At 68.0% G+C, this 13519-nt stretch carries 11 protein-coding genes; 5 read left to right on the top strand and 6 right to left on the bottom strand.

The genetic code is table 11. The features are described 5' to 3' along the window. The first annotated feature begins 235 nt into the window (after window positions 1-235). Window positions 236-2023, top strand: a complete 1788-nt coding sequence (locus tag ABE546_RS01940) for an FAD-binding protein (RefSeq protein ID WP_346462497.1) — start codon at window positions 236-238, stop codon at window positions 2021-2023. Window positions 2024-2090: 67 nt separating this feature from the next. Further along, complete coding sequence (locus ABE546_RS01945; protein WP_313211398.1) at window positions 2091-3986, top strand: DUF885 domain-containing protein; 1896 nt, start codon at window positions 2091-2093, stop codon at window positions 3984-3986. On the opposite strand, the gene ABE546_RS01950 is transcribed toward ABE546_RS01945, so the two are convergent. The 5 genes from ABE546_RS01950 to ABE546_RS01970 all read right to left on the bottom strand — a co-directional run bounded on the left by ABE546_RS01950 (window position 3961) and on the right by ABE546_RS01970 (window position 9236). Next, window positions 3961-6258 (bottom strand): patatin-like phospholipase family protein, encoded by a 2298-nt coding sequence (locus tag ABE546_RS01950; RefSeq protein WP_346462499.1) that lies wholly within the window; start codon window positions 6256-6258, stop codon window positions 3961-3963. The two genes, ABE546_RS01945 and ABE546_RS01950, sit on opposite strands and share 26 nt — an antisense overlap. Window positions 6259-6272: 14 nt before the next feature. After that, complete coding sequence (locus ABE546_RS01955; RefSeq protein WP_346462501.1) at window positions 6273-6812, bottom strand: DUF4136 domain-containing protein; 540 nt, start codon at window positions 6810-6812, stop codon at window positions 6273-6275. Between the two features lie 78 nt (window positions 6813-6890). After that, window positions 6891-7298, bottom strand: coding sequence for a response regulator (locus tag ABE546_RS01960; protein ID WP_313211401.1), 408 nt, complete (start codon window positions 7296-7298; stop codon window positions 6891-6893). Between the two features lie 115 nt (window positions 7299-7413). Further along, complete coding sequence (locus tag ABE546_RS01965; RefSeq protein WP_313218550.1) at window positions 7414-8034, bottom strand: response regulator transcription factor; 621 nt, start codon at window positions 8032-8034, stop codon at window positions 7414-7416. Window positions 8035-8264: 230 nt separating this feature from the next. After that, on the bottom strand, window positions 8265-9236 hold the full coding sequence (locus tag ABE546_RS01970; protein WP_313211403.1) for a helix-turn-helix domain-containing protein: 972 nt from the start codon (window positions 9234-9236) through the stop codon (window positions 8265-8267). A gap of 217 nt (window positions 9237-9453) precedes the next feature. Here ABE546_RS01970 and ABE546_RS01975 point away from each other — a divergent pair, with 217 nt between their 5' ends. The 3 genes from ABE546_RS01975 to ABE546_RS01985 all read left to right on the top strand — a co-directional run bounded on the left by ABE546_RS01975 (window position 9454) and on the right by ABE546_RS01985 (window position 12405). Further along, complete coding sequence (locus ABE546_RS01975) at window positions 9454-11145, top strand: ATP-binding protein (protein WP_346462503.1); 1692 nt, start codon at window positions 9454-9456, stop codon at window positions 11143-11145. 128 nt (window positions 11146-11273) lie between these two features. Beyond that, window positions 11274-11666, top strand: coding sequence for an OsmC family protein (locus ABE546_RS01980; RefSeq protein WP_176988749.1), 393 nt, complete (start codon window positions 11274-11276; stop codon window positions 11664-11666). Window positions 11667-11823: 157 nt separating this feature from the next. Continuing rightward, window positions 11824-12405, top strand: coding sequence for a fasciclin domain-containing protein (locus ABE546_RS01985; RefSeq protein ID WP_346462505.1), 582 nt, complete (start codon window positions 11824-11826; stop codon window positions 12403-12405). A 198-nt stretch (window positions 12406-12603) separates the two neighbouring features. On the opposite strand, the gene ABE546_RS01990 is transcribed toward ABE546_RS01985, so the two are convergent. Beyond that, window positions 12604-13458 (bottom strand): OmpA family protein, encoded by an 855-nt coding sequence (locus tag ABE546_RS01990; RefSeq protein ID WP_346462507.1) that lies wholly within the window; start codon window positions 13456-13458, stop codon window positions 12604-12606. Window positions 13459-13519 lie beyond the last annotated feature (61 nt).

Here is a 13519-nt window from a genome sequence, read left to right on the forward strand (position 1 = left end):
TGGGACGCTCGCCCAGCGACGGCCGCGAGCGCAATGGAACCAGACTAGGGTATGCCGCGTCGGCCATCCGTCAATCGGCGCGGGACCGACGCGTCTCCGCCTGGCTCCACCCGCCCCTGAGCCCCCGCCACTCGTCCCTTCATCACCCACATCCGGCCCCAGGCCAAGGCCCGCGGGCCTCTGCGGGAACACACTCGCTGGCATCGACCACGCTGCCGCCGCAGGAACGACCCTCATGAAACGACGCGATTGCCTCAAAGCCGGGCTGACCCTCCCGCTGCTGCCGATGCTGCTCAAGGCCGGCCCTGCCTTCGCAGCGATGCGTTCGAGGGTCCGGCCGGGCGCTGCGGGGTGGCCCGCTGCCGCCGAGTGGGACCGATTGTCGCGTGCGGTCGGCGGTCGGCTGTCGGTGCCGCAGTCCCCCTTCCTCGCTGACGCCGCCACCCGGGCCGCCGCGCTGGAACAGCTGCAGAATCCGTTCTTCCTCGGCGATGCGCCCGCGCTCACCCAGACCAGTGGTTACTTCGGCGCATGGCGGTCAGTGCCCAGCGCGAAGGTGGTGGCCGCCGCCAACAGCGCCGATGTGGCCGCGGCGGTGAACTTCGCCCGCACCCACCGCCTGCGGCTGGTGGTCAAAGGCGGCGGGCACAGCTATCACGGCACCTCCTGCGCGCCGGATTCGCTGCTGGTCTGGACCCGCGCGATGAACCAGGTCGAGCTGCACGATGCCTTCGTCGCCCACAACGCCCGCCCGGGCACGGCGCCGCAGCCGGCGGTCAGCGTGGGCGCCGGGGCGATGTGGATCGATGCCTACGATGCGGTCACCACCCGCGGCGGGCGCTATGTCCAGGGCGGCGGCTGCACCTCGGTGGGCGTGACCGGCCTGGTCACCGGCGGCGGCTTCGGCAGTTTCTCCAAGGCGCATGGCACGGCCGCGGCCAGCCTGCTCGAGGCCGAGATCGTCACCGCCGACGGGCAGATCCGCATCGTCAACGCCGACAACGAGCCAGACCTGTTCTGGGCCTTGAAGGGCGGCTGCGCCGCGAGTTTCGGGATCGTCACCCGGATGACGCTGCGCACCCATGCCCTGCCCGACACCTTCGGCGGCGTCTCCTGCCAGATCCAGGCCAGCGACGACGCCAGCTGGCAGGCCCTGGCGGCGGAGATGCTGCGCTTCTACCGCGACGCGCTGTGCAACGCGCACTGGGGCGAGCAGTTCACGTTCAAGGACAAGCGCCGCCTGTCGATCTCGATGGTATTCCAGGGCCTGTCGCGCGACGCGGCCGAAGCGACCTGGACGCCGTTCCTGGACTGGGTCCGCGCCCGGCCGGCGTACACCATCACCGACCCCCTGCAGGCATTGGCGATGCCCGCCCGCCACATGTGGGACGCGGATTTCTTCCGCGAGCATGCCCCCGCGCTGATCGCCGAGGACACCCGCGAGGGCGCCGCCTCACGGCACATGCTGTGGAAGGGGGACCAGGGTCAGGTCGGCTGGTTCCTGCATGGCTACGCCTCGGCATGGCTGCCCTCCTCCCTGCTGGACGATGCCCGGCGCACGCAGGCGGCCGCAGCCATCTGCGCGGCCGCCGAGCACATGGATGTCGGCATGCACTGCAACAAGGGCCTGTTCGGTGCGCCCGCGGCGGCGCTGGCGGCCAGCCGCGAGACCGCCACCCATCCGGCGGTGCTGGATGCCTTCGCCCTGGCCATCATCGGCAACGCCAGCGGGCCGGTGTATCCGGGCCTCGGCCTGAACGTCGATGAGCCCCGTGCACGCCGCGGCGCGTTGAACGTCGCGCGCGCCTACCAGGCACTGAGCGTGGTGGCGCCCTCGGCGCCGGCCTATGTCTCGGAGAGCGACTACTTCCAGAAAGACTGGCAGAAGGCCTTCTGGGGACCGAACTACCCCCGGTTGCAGGCGGCCAAGCGCCGTTACGATCCGCACGGTCTGTTCGTCATCCACCATGGTGTCGGCAGTGAAGACTGGAGCGCGGACGGCTTCGAGCGGATCGCCGGCTGAAGCAGGTGCGCTTGCCCCTGCGCTGGCGTAGCCTGCGCGCAGCCCGCCCGCCAACGGAGATCGCCCTGTGATTTCGACCACGCCCGCCCGCCGTTTCTCCGCCGTGCTCGCCCTCGCGATCGCAGCCGCCCTCACGCTTCCCTCGCACCGGGCGCAGGCGCAGGCGCCAGCCCCCGCCGTCGCCCCGGCCGCCACCTCGTTCAATGCCCTGCTCGATGCGCAGACGATGGCCGCGATCAACGCCGATCCGGAACTGCGCACGATGCTCGGCATCAGTGGCGATGCCGCCGGTGATCTGTCCGGCCAGCTGACCGACGTCTCGCTGGCCCGGCGCGAGATCAACCGCCGCTTCCTGGTCGACAACCTCGCGCAGATCCGTGCATGGAAAGGCCCGCCGCTGGATCCACAGCAACGGCTCAGCGACGGACTGGCGCGCTGGTTCTACCAGACCCAGATCGATCTGATGGCCGTGCCGTGGGCCGCGGCCTGGTTGCCGGTCGGCGGCAGCACCTACGCCGTGGACCAGTTGTTCAGCCTGCCGGTCAACCTGCCGCAGTTCATGGACAACCAGCATGCGGTCACTGACGAGACAAGCGCGCGTCATTACATCGCACGGCTGCAGGCGATGGGCCCCAAGCTGGACCAGGTCCGGGCCAACGTGGACATGCAGGCCCGCCTGGGCGTGGTGCCGCCCGAGGTGGCGCTGGAGGGCGCGGCCAACCAGTACCGTGCCCTGCTGAAACCGGCGCCGCAGGACAGCCTGTGGGTGCAGTCGTTGCAGCGCAAGCTGGACAAGGTGCCCTCGATCCCCGCAGCCCGGCGCGCTGAACTGATCGCACAGGCGACCACGGCGGTGCGCGACGCGGTGAACCCGGGCTATCAGCGCCTGCTCGACAACGTGCAGGCAACGCTGGCGACCCATCCCGGCAACAAGGGCGTGTGGGCACTGCCGGACGGCAAGGCGTACTACGATGCCGCGCTGCGCTGGTACACCAGCACCGACCTGGATGCCGATGCGATCCACCAGATCGGGCTGCGCGAAGTGGCGCGGCTGGACACGAGCATGGATGCCCGCCTGAAACAGCTCGGGCTGCGCGACGGCAGCGTGGCCACGCGCATCCCGCAGCTGCGCAAGGACCCGCGTTACCTGTACGAGGACAGCGACGCAGGGCGCGCTCAGCTGATCGGCGACATCGAGCAGCGCCTGCGCGACCTCGATCCGATCCTGCCGACCTACTTCGGCCACCTGCCGACACAGAAACTGCTGGTGCAGCCGGTGCCCGCGCACATGCAGGCCACCTCGCCGGGCGGCTATTACTACCCGCCGGCGATGGATGGCTCGCGCCCGGGCACGTTCTTCATCAACCTGGGCGACATCAGCTCCAACACCCGCTGGAGCATTCCCACCCTCACCTATCACGAGGGATCGCCGGGCCATCACTTCCAGATCTCGATCGGCCAGACCCTGACCGACCTGCCGATGCTGCGCCGCAGCCTCAATCCCAGCGCCTTCAGCGAAGGCTGGGCACTGTATGCCGAACAGTTGATGGCCGAGGCCGGCGTGTACCGCGATGACCCCGCCGGTGACCTGGGCCGCCTGCAGGCCGAAATGTTCCGCTCGGTGCGGCTGGTGGTCGATACCGGTCTGCACCGCAAACGCTGGACGCCCGAGCAGGCCGTCGCCTACATGGAGGAGAAGACCGGCATGAGCCCGGCCGACGTCCGCATCGAGGTCAACCGCTACCTGGTGCAGCCCGGCCAGGCCTCGTCCTACAAGATGGGCCAGCTGCGGCTGCTGGAACTGCGTGAGCACGCCCGCAGGGAACTGGGCGACCGGTTCGACATCCGTGCCTTCCACGATCTGATCCTGGGCAATGGGGCAATGCCGATGACCGTGGTCAGCCAGGCCGTGGACGCGTGGATCGCCGCGGGTGGACCTACAACGACTGCCCCAGTTCGATGAACAGCACGTTCTCGCCGCCTTCGCGGAATCCCATGCCGAAGATCAACGGGCCGATCCAGGAATCGAAACCCAGAAACAGGCTGCCGTTCAAGATGCCGTCGCTCAACGACATGTCGCTGCGCCGCTGCCAGGCATTGCCATATTCGACCGTGCCACCAACCTGGGCCGAGCGCCCGAGCAGCGTGCCCAGCTCATAGGTGTAGCCGGCAAAACCCAGTGCATAATCCTGGCCGGTCAGCTGGTTCTGCTGGAAACCGGCCAAGCGCCAGCGCCCGCCGAGCCGGTACAGATTCTGCACCGGCGCCGTGCCGGACGAAGTGACGTGGTAGCGCAGCCCCAGCTGCAGGGCATGCTTGCCGAACGAGCGCGCAGCCACGGCATCCAGGTCGATCTGGCCGAACCGCGCATCCGCGCCAAGGCCGGTGCTGGACTGGTACGTGCCGGCGTTGACCAGATACCCCTCGCGCGGGAAATACACGCTGTCGATGTCGTCCAGCGTGGCCTGCGCGATCCACGCCCCCTCGTCGAAGTCCACGCGCGGGATGGTCGGGTCGCCGACTTCCACCTCGGCGTTGCCGGTGTAGCGCTCCACCCCCACGGACAACGCGAGCACGTTGGACACATTGCGGAACAGCGCCACCGTGGCGCCGGTCCGGCGCACGCGATAGCGCGCGATCTTGTCGCCGGCATCGTCGTAGAGATTGAAGCTGCGGGTCTGGAAGCCACCACCGGCCTGGAAGGCGTATCGATTGTGCAGGTCGAACGGGTGGTAGTACTGACCGGTCAGGCCGGGTTCGCTGCCGATCTGCAGCGCGATGCGCGCTTCGGCGCCGTAAGGCGACAGCGGCGAGAACAGCAGGCCGGCGCGCAGGTTGCTTTCGTGATTCCCTTCGAGGTCGTTGCTCAGGCTCAACCCGGCCTCCAGGTACACCGGTCCGTTGGGCTTGAGATAGGCCGACACCACGACACCGGTTCTGCCGTCGCGTGACCGGATTTCGTAGTTGATGCTGGCCAGCGTTCCCATGCCATACGCGCGCAGCACGCCGGCCTGCATCGCCTCGACATCCAGCGGTTGGCCGATGCGGACCGGGAGATAGGACAGCAGCAGTGCGTCGGCGTACCCGGTGTGGTTGTCCACCTCGACGAAATCGATCATGGTCGGCACCGCGGGCGGGGCCCGCCCGGCCCGCTGCGCGGCCAGCCGGGTGTAGGTCTGCGGCGTCTGCGCGAACGCCTGCAGCGCCGGCGCCGCCTGGTCGGCGGCGAGCTGGCCGATCCGCAGCGCCTCGGGCGCCTTGTCGAAATCGCCGGTGGCGACCTTGCCTGTCAGGTCCGGCGAGATCAGCAGATCCTGCGTGCCCAGACTGTCCAGCTGTGCCTGCGCGCTGCGCGTGGTCAGGAACCCGCTGAGCTGGCCGATCACCTCCACCAGGCTGGCATTGCGGTCCAGCGCGCTCAACGGCGTGCCCACGTCCACCGCGATCACCCGATCGGCGCCCATCGCCCGCACTACGTCGATAGGTACCTGATTGGACAGGCCACCGTCGAGCAGCACCTGGTCATGAATCACCACCGGACGGAAGATGCCCGGCAACGACATGCTGGCCCGCATCGCCATCGGCAGGCTGCCCTCGGACAACACCACTGGCTTGCCGGTATTGATGTCGGTGGCGACCGCCCGGAACGGAATCGGCAGGTCGTCGAAACGGCCATTGACCCGGCCGGCACCGGTCGCACGCTCGAACAGGGCGATCAGCTTCTCGCCTTCGGAGACGCCCCCGGCCAGCGCGACCGCCTTGCCCTCGCCGCCCAGCCCGATGCCGATCGGGGCCAGTTGGGCATAGTCATCGGCCTTGCGTCGCAGCGAGCGCTCGCTGCGCGGCACGGGGTCGGTGAACAGGCTCAGCCATTCGGTGCTCAGCACCAGTTGCTCGATCTGCTCGGGCGTGGCGCCGGAAGCGTACAAGGCACCGACCAGCGCGCCGGCACTGGTACCGGCGATGCAGTCCACCGGAATGTGCAGCGCCTCGAGCTGCTTGAGGATGCGGACATGGGCGATGCCCCGTGCGCCGCCACCGCCCAGCGCCAGCCCGATCCGGGGCCGGGTGTCGCCCGGGCCGCGCACGCCACAATGCCCCCCCTGGCCGGCCGCATCGTCGGCCGCAACGGGTTCCGCCGCGTGCAGCGGCGACAGCGCGCCGCTCGCGAACACGCACGCGAGCAGCAGCGATGCCGTGCACGGGCAGCAGTGCCGTGAAGGAATCAGCGCCACGCGCCGCCCACCCGTCAACGGCCAGCGGTGGCAGCGGGCGGGAAGCCAGCGAGCATCTTGTCCAAGGCGGTCTCCACCGCAGCGTTGATCTTGTCCGGCGACGAAGGCACGGTGCTGCTGGCCGTGCCACGCCAGACGGCCTGCTTTGTGCGCGTATCGAACATATCCAGCACCAGCGTGCCTACTTCGTAGGTACGGACAGTCGTGGTCGCGTTGCCCATGCCCCCGCCCCAGCCACCGCGCCAGCCCCATCCGCCCATGCCGGTCCCGGTGTAGAAGGTGTCAAGCGTCTGCTTCCGGTCAGTGACCGTGTGTGCGGCGAGCGCGATGTCGCCCTGCGGCACCTCGCGCATGCCCTTGGCCTGCAGTCTGGCATTGATGCCATCGACGATGCGTTGTTGCACCAGGGGTGAGCCAGCCGTTGGCTTGACCGCCCAGCTGTAGGTTCTGTACGCGCCAAAGTTGGCGGCCGGATCGAAATCAGTGTTGACGGTCGGTGTGGATGCACAGGCAACCAGGCTGGCCGCGACAACTGCGATGCAGAGCGCTTTCATGACATGAGCCTCCCAGGTATGAACCGAATGACGCACTGCGGTCGCAGGCGTCCTGCTACAGCCAGTGACTCTCTGCGATCAGCTCCTGCGCGGGCCACGTAATGATCGCGAGACGAACGACTCACCCTTCACAGCGGCCGCAACCGCCTCCAGCAGGTCATCACCTGCATCGGACTTGAGCACATAGCTGCACGCTCCCAGGGCCATTGCCTGCGACACCATCTGCGGCGCGGCGTGCACGGTGATGAACACCACACCAAGAACGGGGCGCCGCAGTAGAAGCCGGCGTGCGGCCTCCAGTCCATCCAACTCCGGCATGCCAATATCCGTCACCACCACATCGGGCAACATCGCCTGTGCTGCCTGCACCAGTGAAGCCCCGTCCTGCACGAGCCCGATCACCTGGACGTGCTGGGCAAGCAGCCCGCGCAGCTGGCGTCCCATCGCGCACCCATCTTCGGCCAGCAGTACCCGTACCGCGTTCATCGCACTCGCCTGCTCGACACCTGTCCTGATGGTGCAACCGGACACCGGACGCTCGCAAGGGAAAAACCACCGCGAGCGGGCAAGTAAATCTACTGGCTGCACACGGCCAGGCTGCTCAGGGGCGGATCAGGCCCTCCAACTGGGCCTTGCGCACCAGCTCCAGCGTCCCGTGAACCCCCATTTCCTGCATGATCGCGTACTTGTGCGATTCGATGGTGCGCACCGATACCCCCAGCGCGTAGGCAATCTGCTTGGAACGCAGGCCACGGCCGACGTATTCCAGGATGCGCAGCTGCTTGTCGGTCAGCGCATGCTGTCGGCGCCCCGACGACACGATCGCATCCACCGCCAGGCTGGGCGTGACATAGGTGTGCCCTTCCATCACGCCATGGATCGCGCGCACCAGTTCGTCGCCGGCCGCGCTCTTGAGCATGTAGCCACGGGCACCGGCACGGATCGCCTCGGCCGCGAGGCTGGACTCGTCGTGCATGGTGAGAAACAGAAACGGCGTCAGGCAACCTTCGCTGCGCACCTGGCGCATCACCTCAAGGCCGCTGATGCCGGGCATGCTGATATCCGAAACGACCATATCCGGCGTTTCGCGGCGGAGGGTGGCCAGCAGCTGCTCGCCGGACGACACCAGCACGATCGAGTCAAAACAGTCCATCAACAAGCGTTCGATGCCTTGGGCCACGAGCCTGTGGTCGTCGGCGACGACGACACTGCCGAATGGCACAGACCTCCTCTGCACGCACGAGACGCCCATTGCCTGCCTCCGTTCGCTGCGATAGCCCCCGTGGACCCGTCGCTGCAGCCACCATCGCCAGGTTCGTCATCGGCAATGCGCCACGACAAACCTTCCCGATGCGTCTGCAGCGTGCCGAACATGCGAGTGGCTGCGTGACGGGGCCGTGATGTCATGCACGCGATGTCGTGCGCGCTGCGGCCCACGGCTCAGGTCACGATTCAGCGTCGCAAGGTGTCTCGAGGACATTCCCCGAAGACAGTGCGGTACAGCAGGGAGAAGCGGCCCAGATGCCCGAAGCCCAGCCGCAGGGCTATCTCCGTCACACTCCCCGACGCATCTGCCTGCAGCAACGCGCTGCGCGCGCGGTTCAAACGGGCCACTTGGTGCCAGTGACACGGCCCATGTCCGTAGGCATCACGAAACAGACGTTCGAGCTGGCGTTCGCCCACGCCCAGGGCGAGCGCCAGGGCCGCGCTGTCGAAGGGCCGGTCAAGATGGCCTTTCAGATGGGTCTCGGCCCGCCGCACCACGGCATCGCGGTGGCGTTCGATCCAGCTGCCATCGGCACATCGTTCCGGTCCGGCATCGGCGGCACTGACGGCGTCCACGAAGGCGCCCAGCAGCAGCGCGGACTGCGCCGCCAGGTGCTCCGGCGTGATCAGGCCCTCCCAGCGCGCGGCGGTGTCCAGTGCGGAGAACACGCCGTAACGCAGTGCCTGCGCGTGCGCGGGGGCGGCCGGGCGGCTGCACCATCCGCGGCGCGGGAGGCGCAGTTCGCGGCCGACCCGCGCCACGGCCTCGCGCTGCAGGACCTCGCGCGGAATCAGCAGCACGGCCCACTGCCAGCCCCCGGGCTGCGGACGCACATTGAGCTCGCTGTCTTCGGCGAACACCATCACCTGGCCCGCCGGAACCCAGCGTCCGTTGGCCCACATCGGCTGCTGGCAGGACACGGCCATCGCCAGTGCGATCAATCCTTCGCCAAAACTGCCGCTGGCGAAAATCGGCAGCGTGTAGGTGCCGCTGTCCAAGCTGAACTCTGGAAAGACCAGCCGCTGGAGGCACGCGCGAAAGTGCCCGGCGGCCAGCAGGCGCTGTTCGAACCGCGTGTCGCGCACTACCCCCAGCAACGCATCGGCGTCGAAGCCATCGACGACGAAGCGGCTGTACGGGGCCATCGGTTCGTCCATGCCAGTTCCTCAAGCAGGTCGGAAATCGGATAGCGCGACGGGGGACAAGCTGTTTACATCGGCGCGATTGTGGGGCGGAAACGACATCGCTACAAGCGGTGACACGCTGCCCCGCAAGCGTGAAACGCATCACATTGAGACCTGTCCGAGGGAGGCGTTGCGCGCCTCGGGGACAGGCCTCGATCCGAAGCTTCCTCACGCACCCACCGAGGTCCACGTGCGCGTCAACGCGACTGTTACGCACATCGCTCCTGTCGACAGCACCCGTGCAGCAGCATCGGACGATTCGGTCAGCCCCATCGCCTCCACGCGCGCATCACCTGCGCCTCGCATCACATTCACGCACGTCCTGCCGCTGCTGATTGGTTGCCTGCTTGGCCAGTTGCTGCCGACGCTGGCGCAGATGCCGGGCTTCCGTCTGCACGTGCTGTGGATTCCAGGACCGCTCTTGATGGGCTGGTTGCTGTTCACCCCGCGCCCGCAGTGGCGCACGTGCATCCTCGCGGCCGCGGTCGGCACCGTGCTGGCGTTCGTGCTGGTGCCGTTCGTCGGGCTGAGTGGGCTGGTGGCCAGTGCCGGTGAACTGGCCCTGGTGGCCGCCGTAGCCTGGCTTTTGCTGCGCTGGCGCGCGACCGGTTCCGCGCTGGAGGGATTCCGCGACATCTCCCTGTTCATCGCACTCGGCTGCATCGCACTTCCCGTGTGCGTGGCGTGGTGGCAGATGCTCGTCTTTCCCGGCGCGCCCCGCGGACTGGCACCCGGCATGCTGCTCACACGGCTGCTCTGCAGCAGCGTGAGCTACCTGCTGGTCGTGCCGACGGTGGTCAACATCGCGCGGGTGCTGCAGACACCGGAACGTCGGGCCGGCTGGCGTTGGCGCACGATCGCTGTCGCCGTGCTTCTGTTCGGCGTGCTGGGCGTGATCTGGGGCATGGACTGGCCCGAAGGGGTCATGACCCCGCTGCTGGTCCTGGCCCCCATTCCGCTCCTGATCTGGGTGTTGATCGTGTTCGGGGTCAGCGGGGCAGCGGTGTGCATGCTGATCGTGGCGGTGCTGGCGATGCAGTTGAGCTTGGCCGGCGTGGGTCCGCTCGCCTTCTGGACGCCCGAGCGCAACCTGATCACCGCCCAGGTATGGACCCTGGGCACCGGCTGTGCCCTGCTGTTCCTCGGCGCGCTGTCCGAGCAGAAGCTGTCCAATCACCTGAAACTGCAGCAGGCCTATCGTCGGCTGGGTGAGGTGACCGGGCGGATGCTCGTGGTGCAGGAAGAAGAGCGCACGCGCATCGCGCGCGACCTGCATGACGACGTCAACCAGTCGCTGGCGGCGATCTCGATCTGCCTGAGTACCCTGCGCAACCAGATTCCCGAAGCCGACCGCCACAGCGTGGTCGAGCTCCAGGACCAGCTGTTGACGGTGTCCAATGACATCCGGTCGATCTCCCACGAGCTGCATCCGAGCATCCTGCGTTTCACCGGCCTGGCCAGTGCGCTCGATGCGTTCTGCATCAAGCGCAATGCTCGTGGGGCGCTGCGCGTGCGATGCCGGATCGAAAGCCCGCCCCGACTCGGTGACGACCGCGAGCTGAGCCTGTTCCGGATAGTGCAGGAAGCGGTGAACAACGTGGACAAACACGCGCATGCCAGTACCGCCCACGTCCTGGTGACGGTGCGCGGCGAGCAGCTGCTGCTGCGGGTCGACGACGATGGCATCGGCATGCCGGTAGCGGGCAGCACGCCGGCGGCGCCGGGGCTGGGCATGATCAGCATGGAAGAGCGTGCACGGCTGTTGGGCGGCAGCCTGCGGATCGGTTCCAGCCCGCTGGGCGGTACCCGTGTCGAAGTGCGCTTTCCGTTGGGCGATGTGGCGACCGACCTGCCGCCGCTGCGCGTTCCCGCGCACCCGTAAGCAGCTTGGGGCGGAGCGTGGAAGGCCGCGCGGGTCGCCCCAGATCGCAGGGTGCTCCAGAGCGCGACCGTACGCTGTCCCGCGGCCCATGCCATCCTGCGCCGATCTCCACCCCGAAGGCGCAGCAGATGGCACAGGTCCAGATCGTTTCCGATGGCGTGAACTACCGCCACCACATCCGCAGCGGCGAGCACGCGCTGGTGGCCGACGAACCGGTGAGCCTGGGCGGCCAGGCGGCAGGCATGGCCCCCTTCGATCTCTACCTCGCCTCGCTTGCGGCCTGCACGGCCATCACCCTGCGCATGTATGCGGAGAAGAAGGGCTGGGACCTGGGCGAGTTCCGTGCCGAGCTGTCTTCCTCCCGCGACGCGGACGGCCGCTTGCAGGTCCACCGCGTACTGCATGCCTCCGGGGTGCTGACCGAGGCGCACTGGGCGCGCCTGCTCGAGGTCGTCGAGAAGACGCCGGTCACCCTGGTCATGCGTGAGGGAGCCACGATCACCAGCGAACAGGGCCCCTGACCGGGTGGCCGCCCCGTGGTTTCATCGCGTGGTGCAGACGCCGCTTTCACCTGCTCCTGATAGTTGAAAAAAGAAAGCCTCCTGCTGCATCCGCCACGACACTCCCGCCGTAGCTGAAGGTGCGTCACACCGGCGCATCCATTTGGGAGTTTTGGTCATGAAGATCCAGTTCGCAGGCCTCGTACTGATCGGTTGTCTTGCCGCCACCGCGTCCCCGCTCGTCTTCGCGCAGGCCCCGGCCGCGCCGATGGCGGCGCACAGCAATCCGATGGTCGGCGGTGCGGCGATGTATGCCAACAAGGACATCATCGACAACGCCGTCAGTTCCAAGGACCACACCACGCTGGTTGCCGCGGTCAAGGCCGCCGGCCTGGTCGATACGCTGAAGGGCCCCGGCCCGTTCACCGTGTTCGCGCCGACCAATGCGGCCTTCTCCGCGCTGCCCAAGGGCACCGTGGAGGGACTGCTGAAGCCGGAAAAGAAGGCCGACCTGACCAGGATCCTGACCTACCACGTCGTCCCCGGCGCGGTCACCAGCACCGATCTGATGGCCAAGATCAAGCAGGGCGGTGGCAAGGCGAGCCTGACGACGGTGGAAGGTGAAGCGCTGACCGCCCGTGTCGCCGGCAAGGGCATCACCCTGACGGACAGCAAGGGCCAGGTCGCGCAGGTGACCATTGCCGATGTGAAGCAAAGCAACGGCGTGATCCATGTGATCGATAAGGTCCTGATGCCGTAACCGGAAATGGCGGCCGCAGTTCGCCTTCGGCCGGCCCGGGGGGGTGGAAGAGATGGCCAGGCGCGCCGTCTTCAGAACGATGACGGGGGAGACATCACGCTGTGCGGACGACGCGCCAGGTCAAGACGGTCCCTCGCCGGCGCACGGGTGCGCCGGCGGGGTATGGGCAGAGAGGTGAGCAGGCGGCCCCGTGCGGCTTCAGCGCGGCAGTGCCTTGCCCGACAGTTCGACGCGCCGGTTCGGTGCCAGACAGACGATCAGGGCCTTGCGCTGCGCCTGCTCGCACTGCACCAGCGGATCGGCCTTGCCGCGCCCTTCGGCGATGATGGCCGCCGTCGGCACTCCGCCGGCCACCAGCGCATCGCGCACGGCTTCAGCGCGCCGCTGCGACAGCACCAGGTTGTAGCGGTCGCTGCCGATCCGGTCCGTATAGCCGATCACCTGGATGGTCTGCACCCGGCTTGCATCCCGGACCTGCTGCAGCAGGGCGTCCACGTTCCGGCGCCCCTCGGGGGTGAGCATGGCGCTGTCGAAGGCAAACATCGCGTCGGCTGCCAGCCGCAGCGGCTCGCTCGGCATCGGCGCGGGTGCGGGGGGCGTCGGGGGGCGCGGCGGATCAAGCACGGCCGCACAGGCCTGCGGCTTCCAGTGCGCCGTCTGGGCGATCCCCTTTCCATCGAAGTCGACCTTGAACTGGCAGGTGAAATAGTCCCCGCCCGGGCTGCTGCGGAAGTTGAACAGGTAGTTCCATTCGCGCACGCCCCACATGCCCTCGCCGAAATGCGGGGTGCCCAGCAGGGCGTACAGTTGGCGCTTGCTCATGCCACGGGCGAACAGGCGCAGAGTGTCGACATCCACGAACAGGCCCTCCTTCAACGTGGCTTTGCGGGGATCCGGGAAGTTCGCCGCATCGGTGTCGGCGGTGTCGGCGGTCGCCGTGGACGGCGTGGTGCGTTGTTCGCCGTGGCTGGCGCAGGCGCCCAGCAGCAGGGCCGCCAGGCTCAGGCCCAGTGACCGCAACAGCGGCACCTGGGTGGTGGATGTGGGCTGCATGGACATGGTGTTCCCCCTGTATGCGTTGAATGCGGACCGCAGGTCCGGTGCCGGCAGCGCG

Origin of the sequence: Stenotrophomonas sp. TWI377 (assembly GCF_039674525.1) — a bacterium.
Classification (GTDB): domain Bacteria; phylum Pseudomonadota; class Gammaproteobacteria; order Xanthomonadales; family Xanthomonadaceae; genus Stenotrophomonas.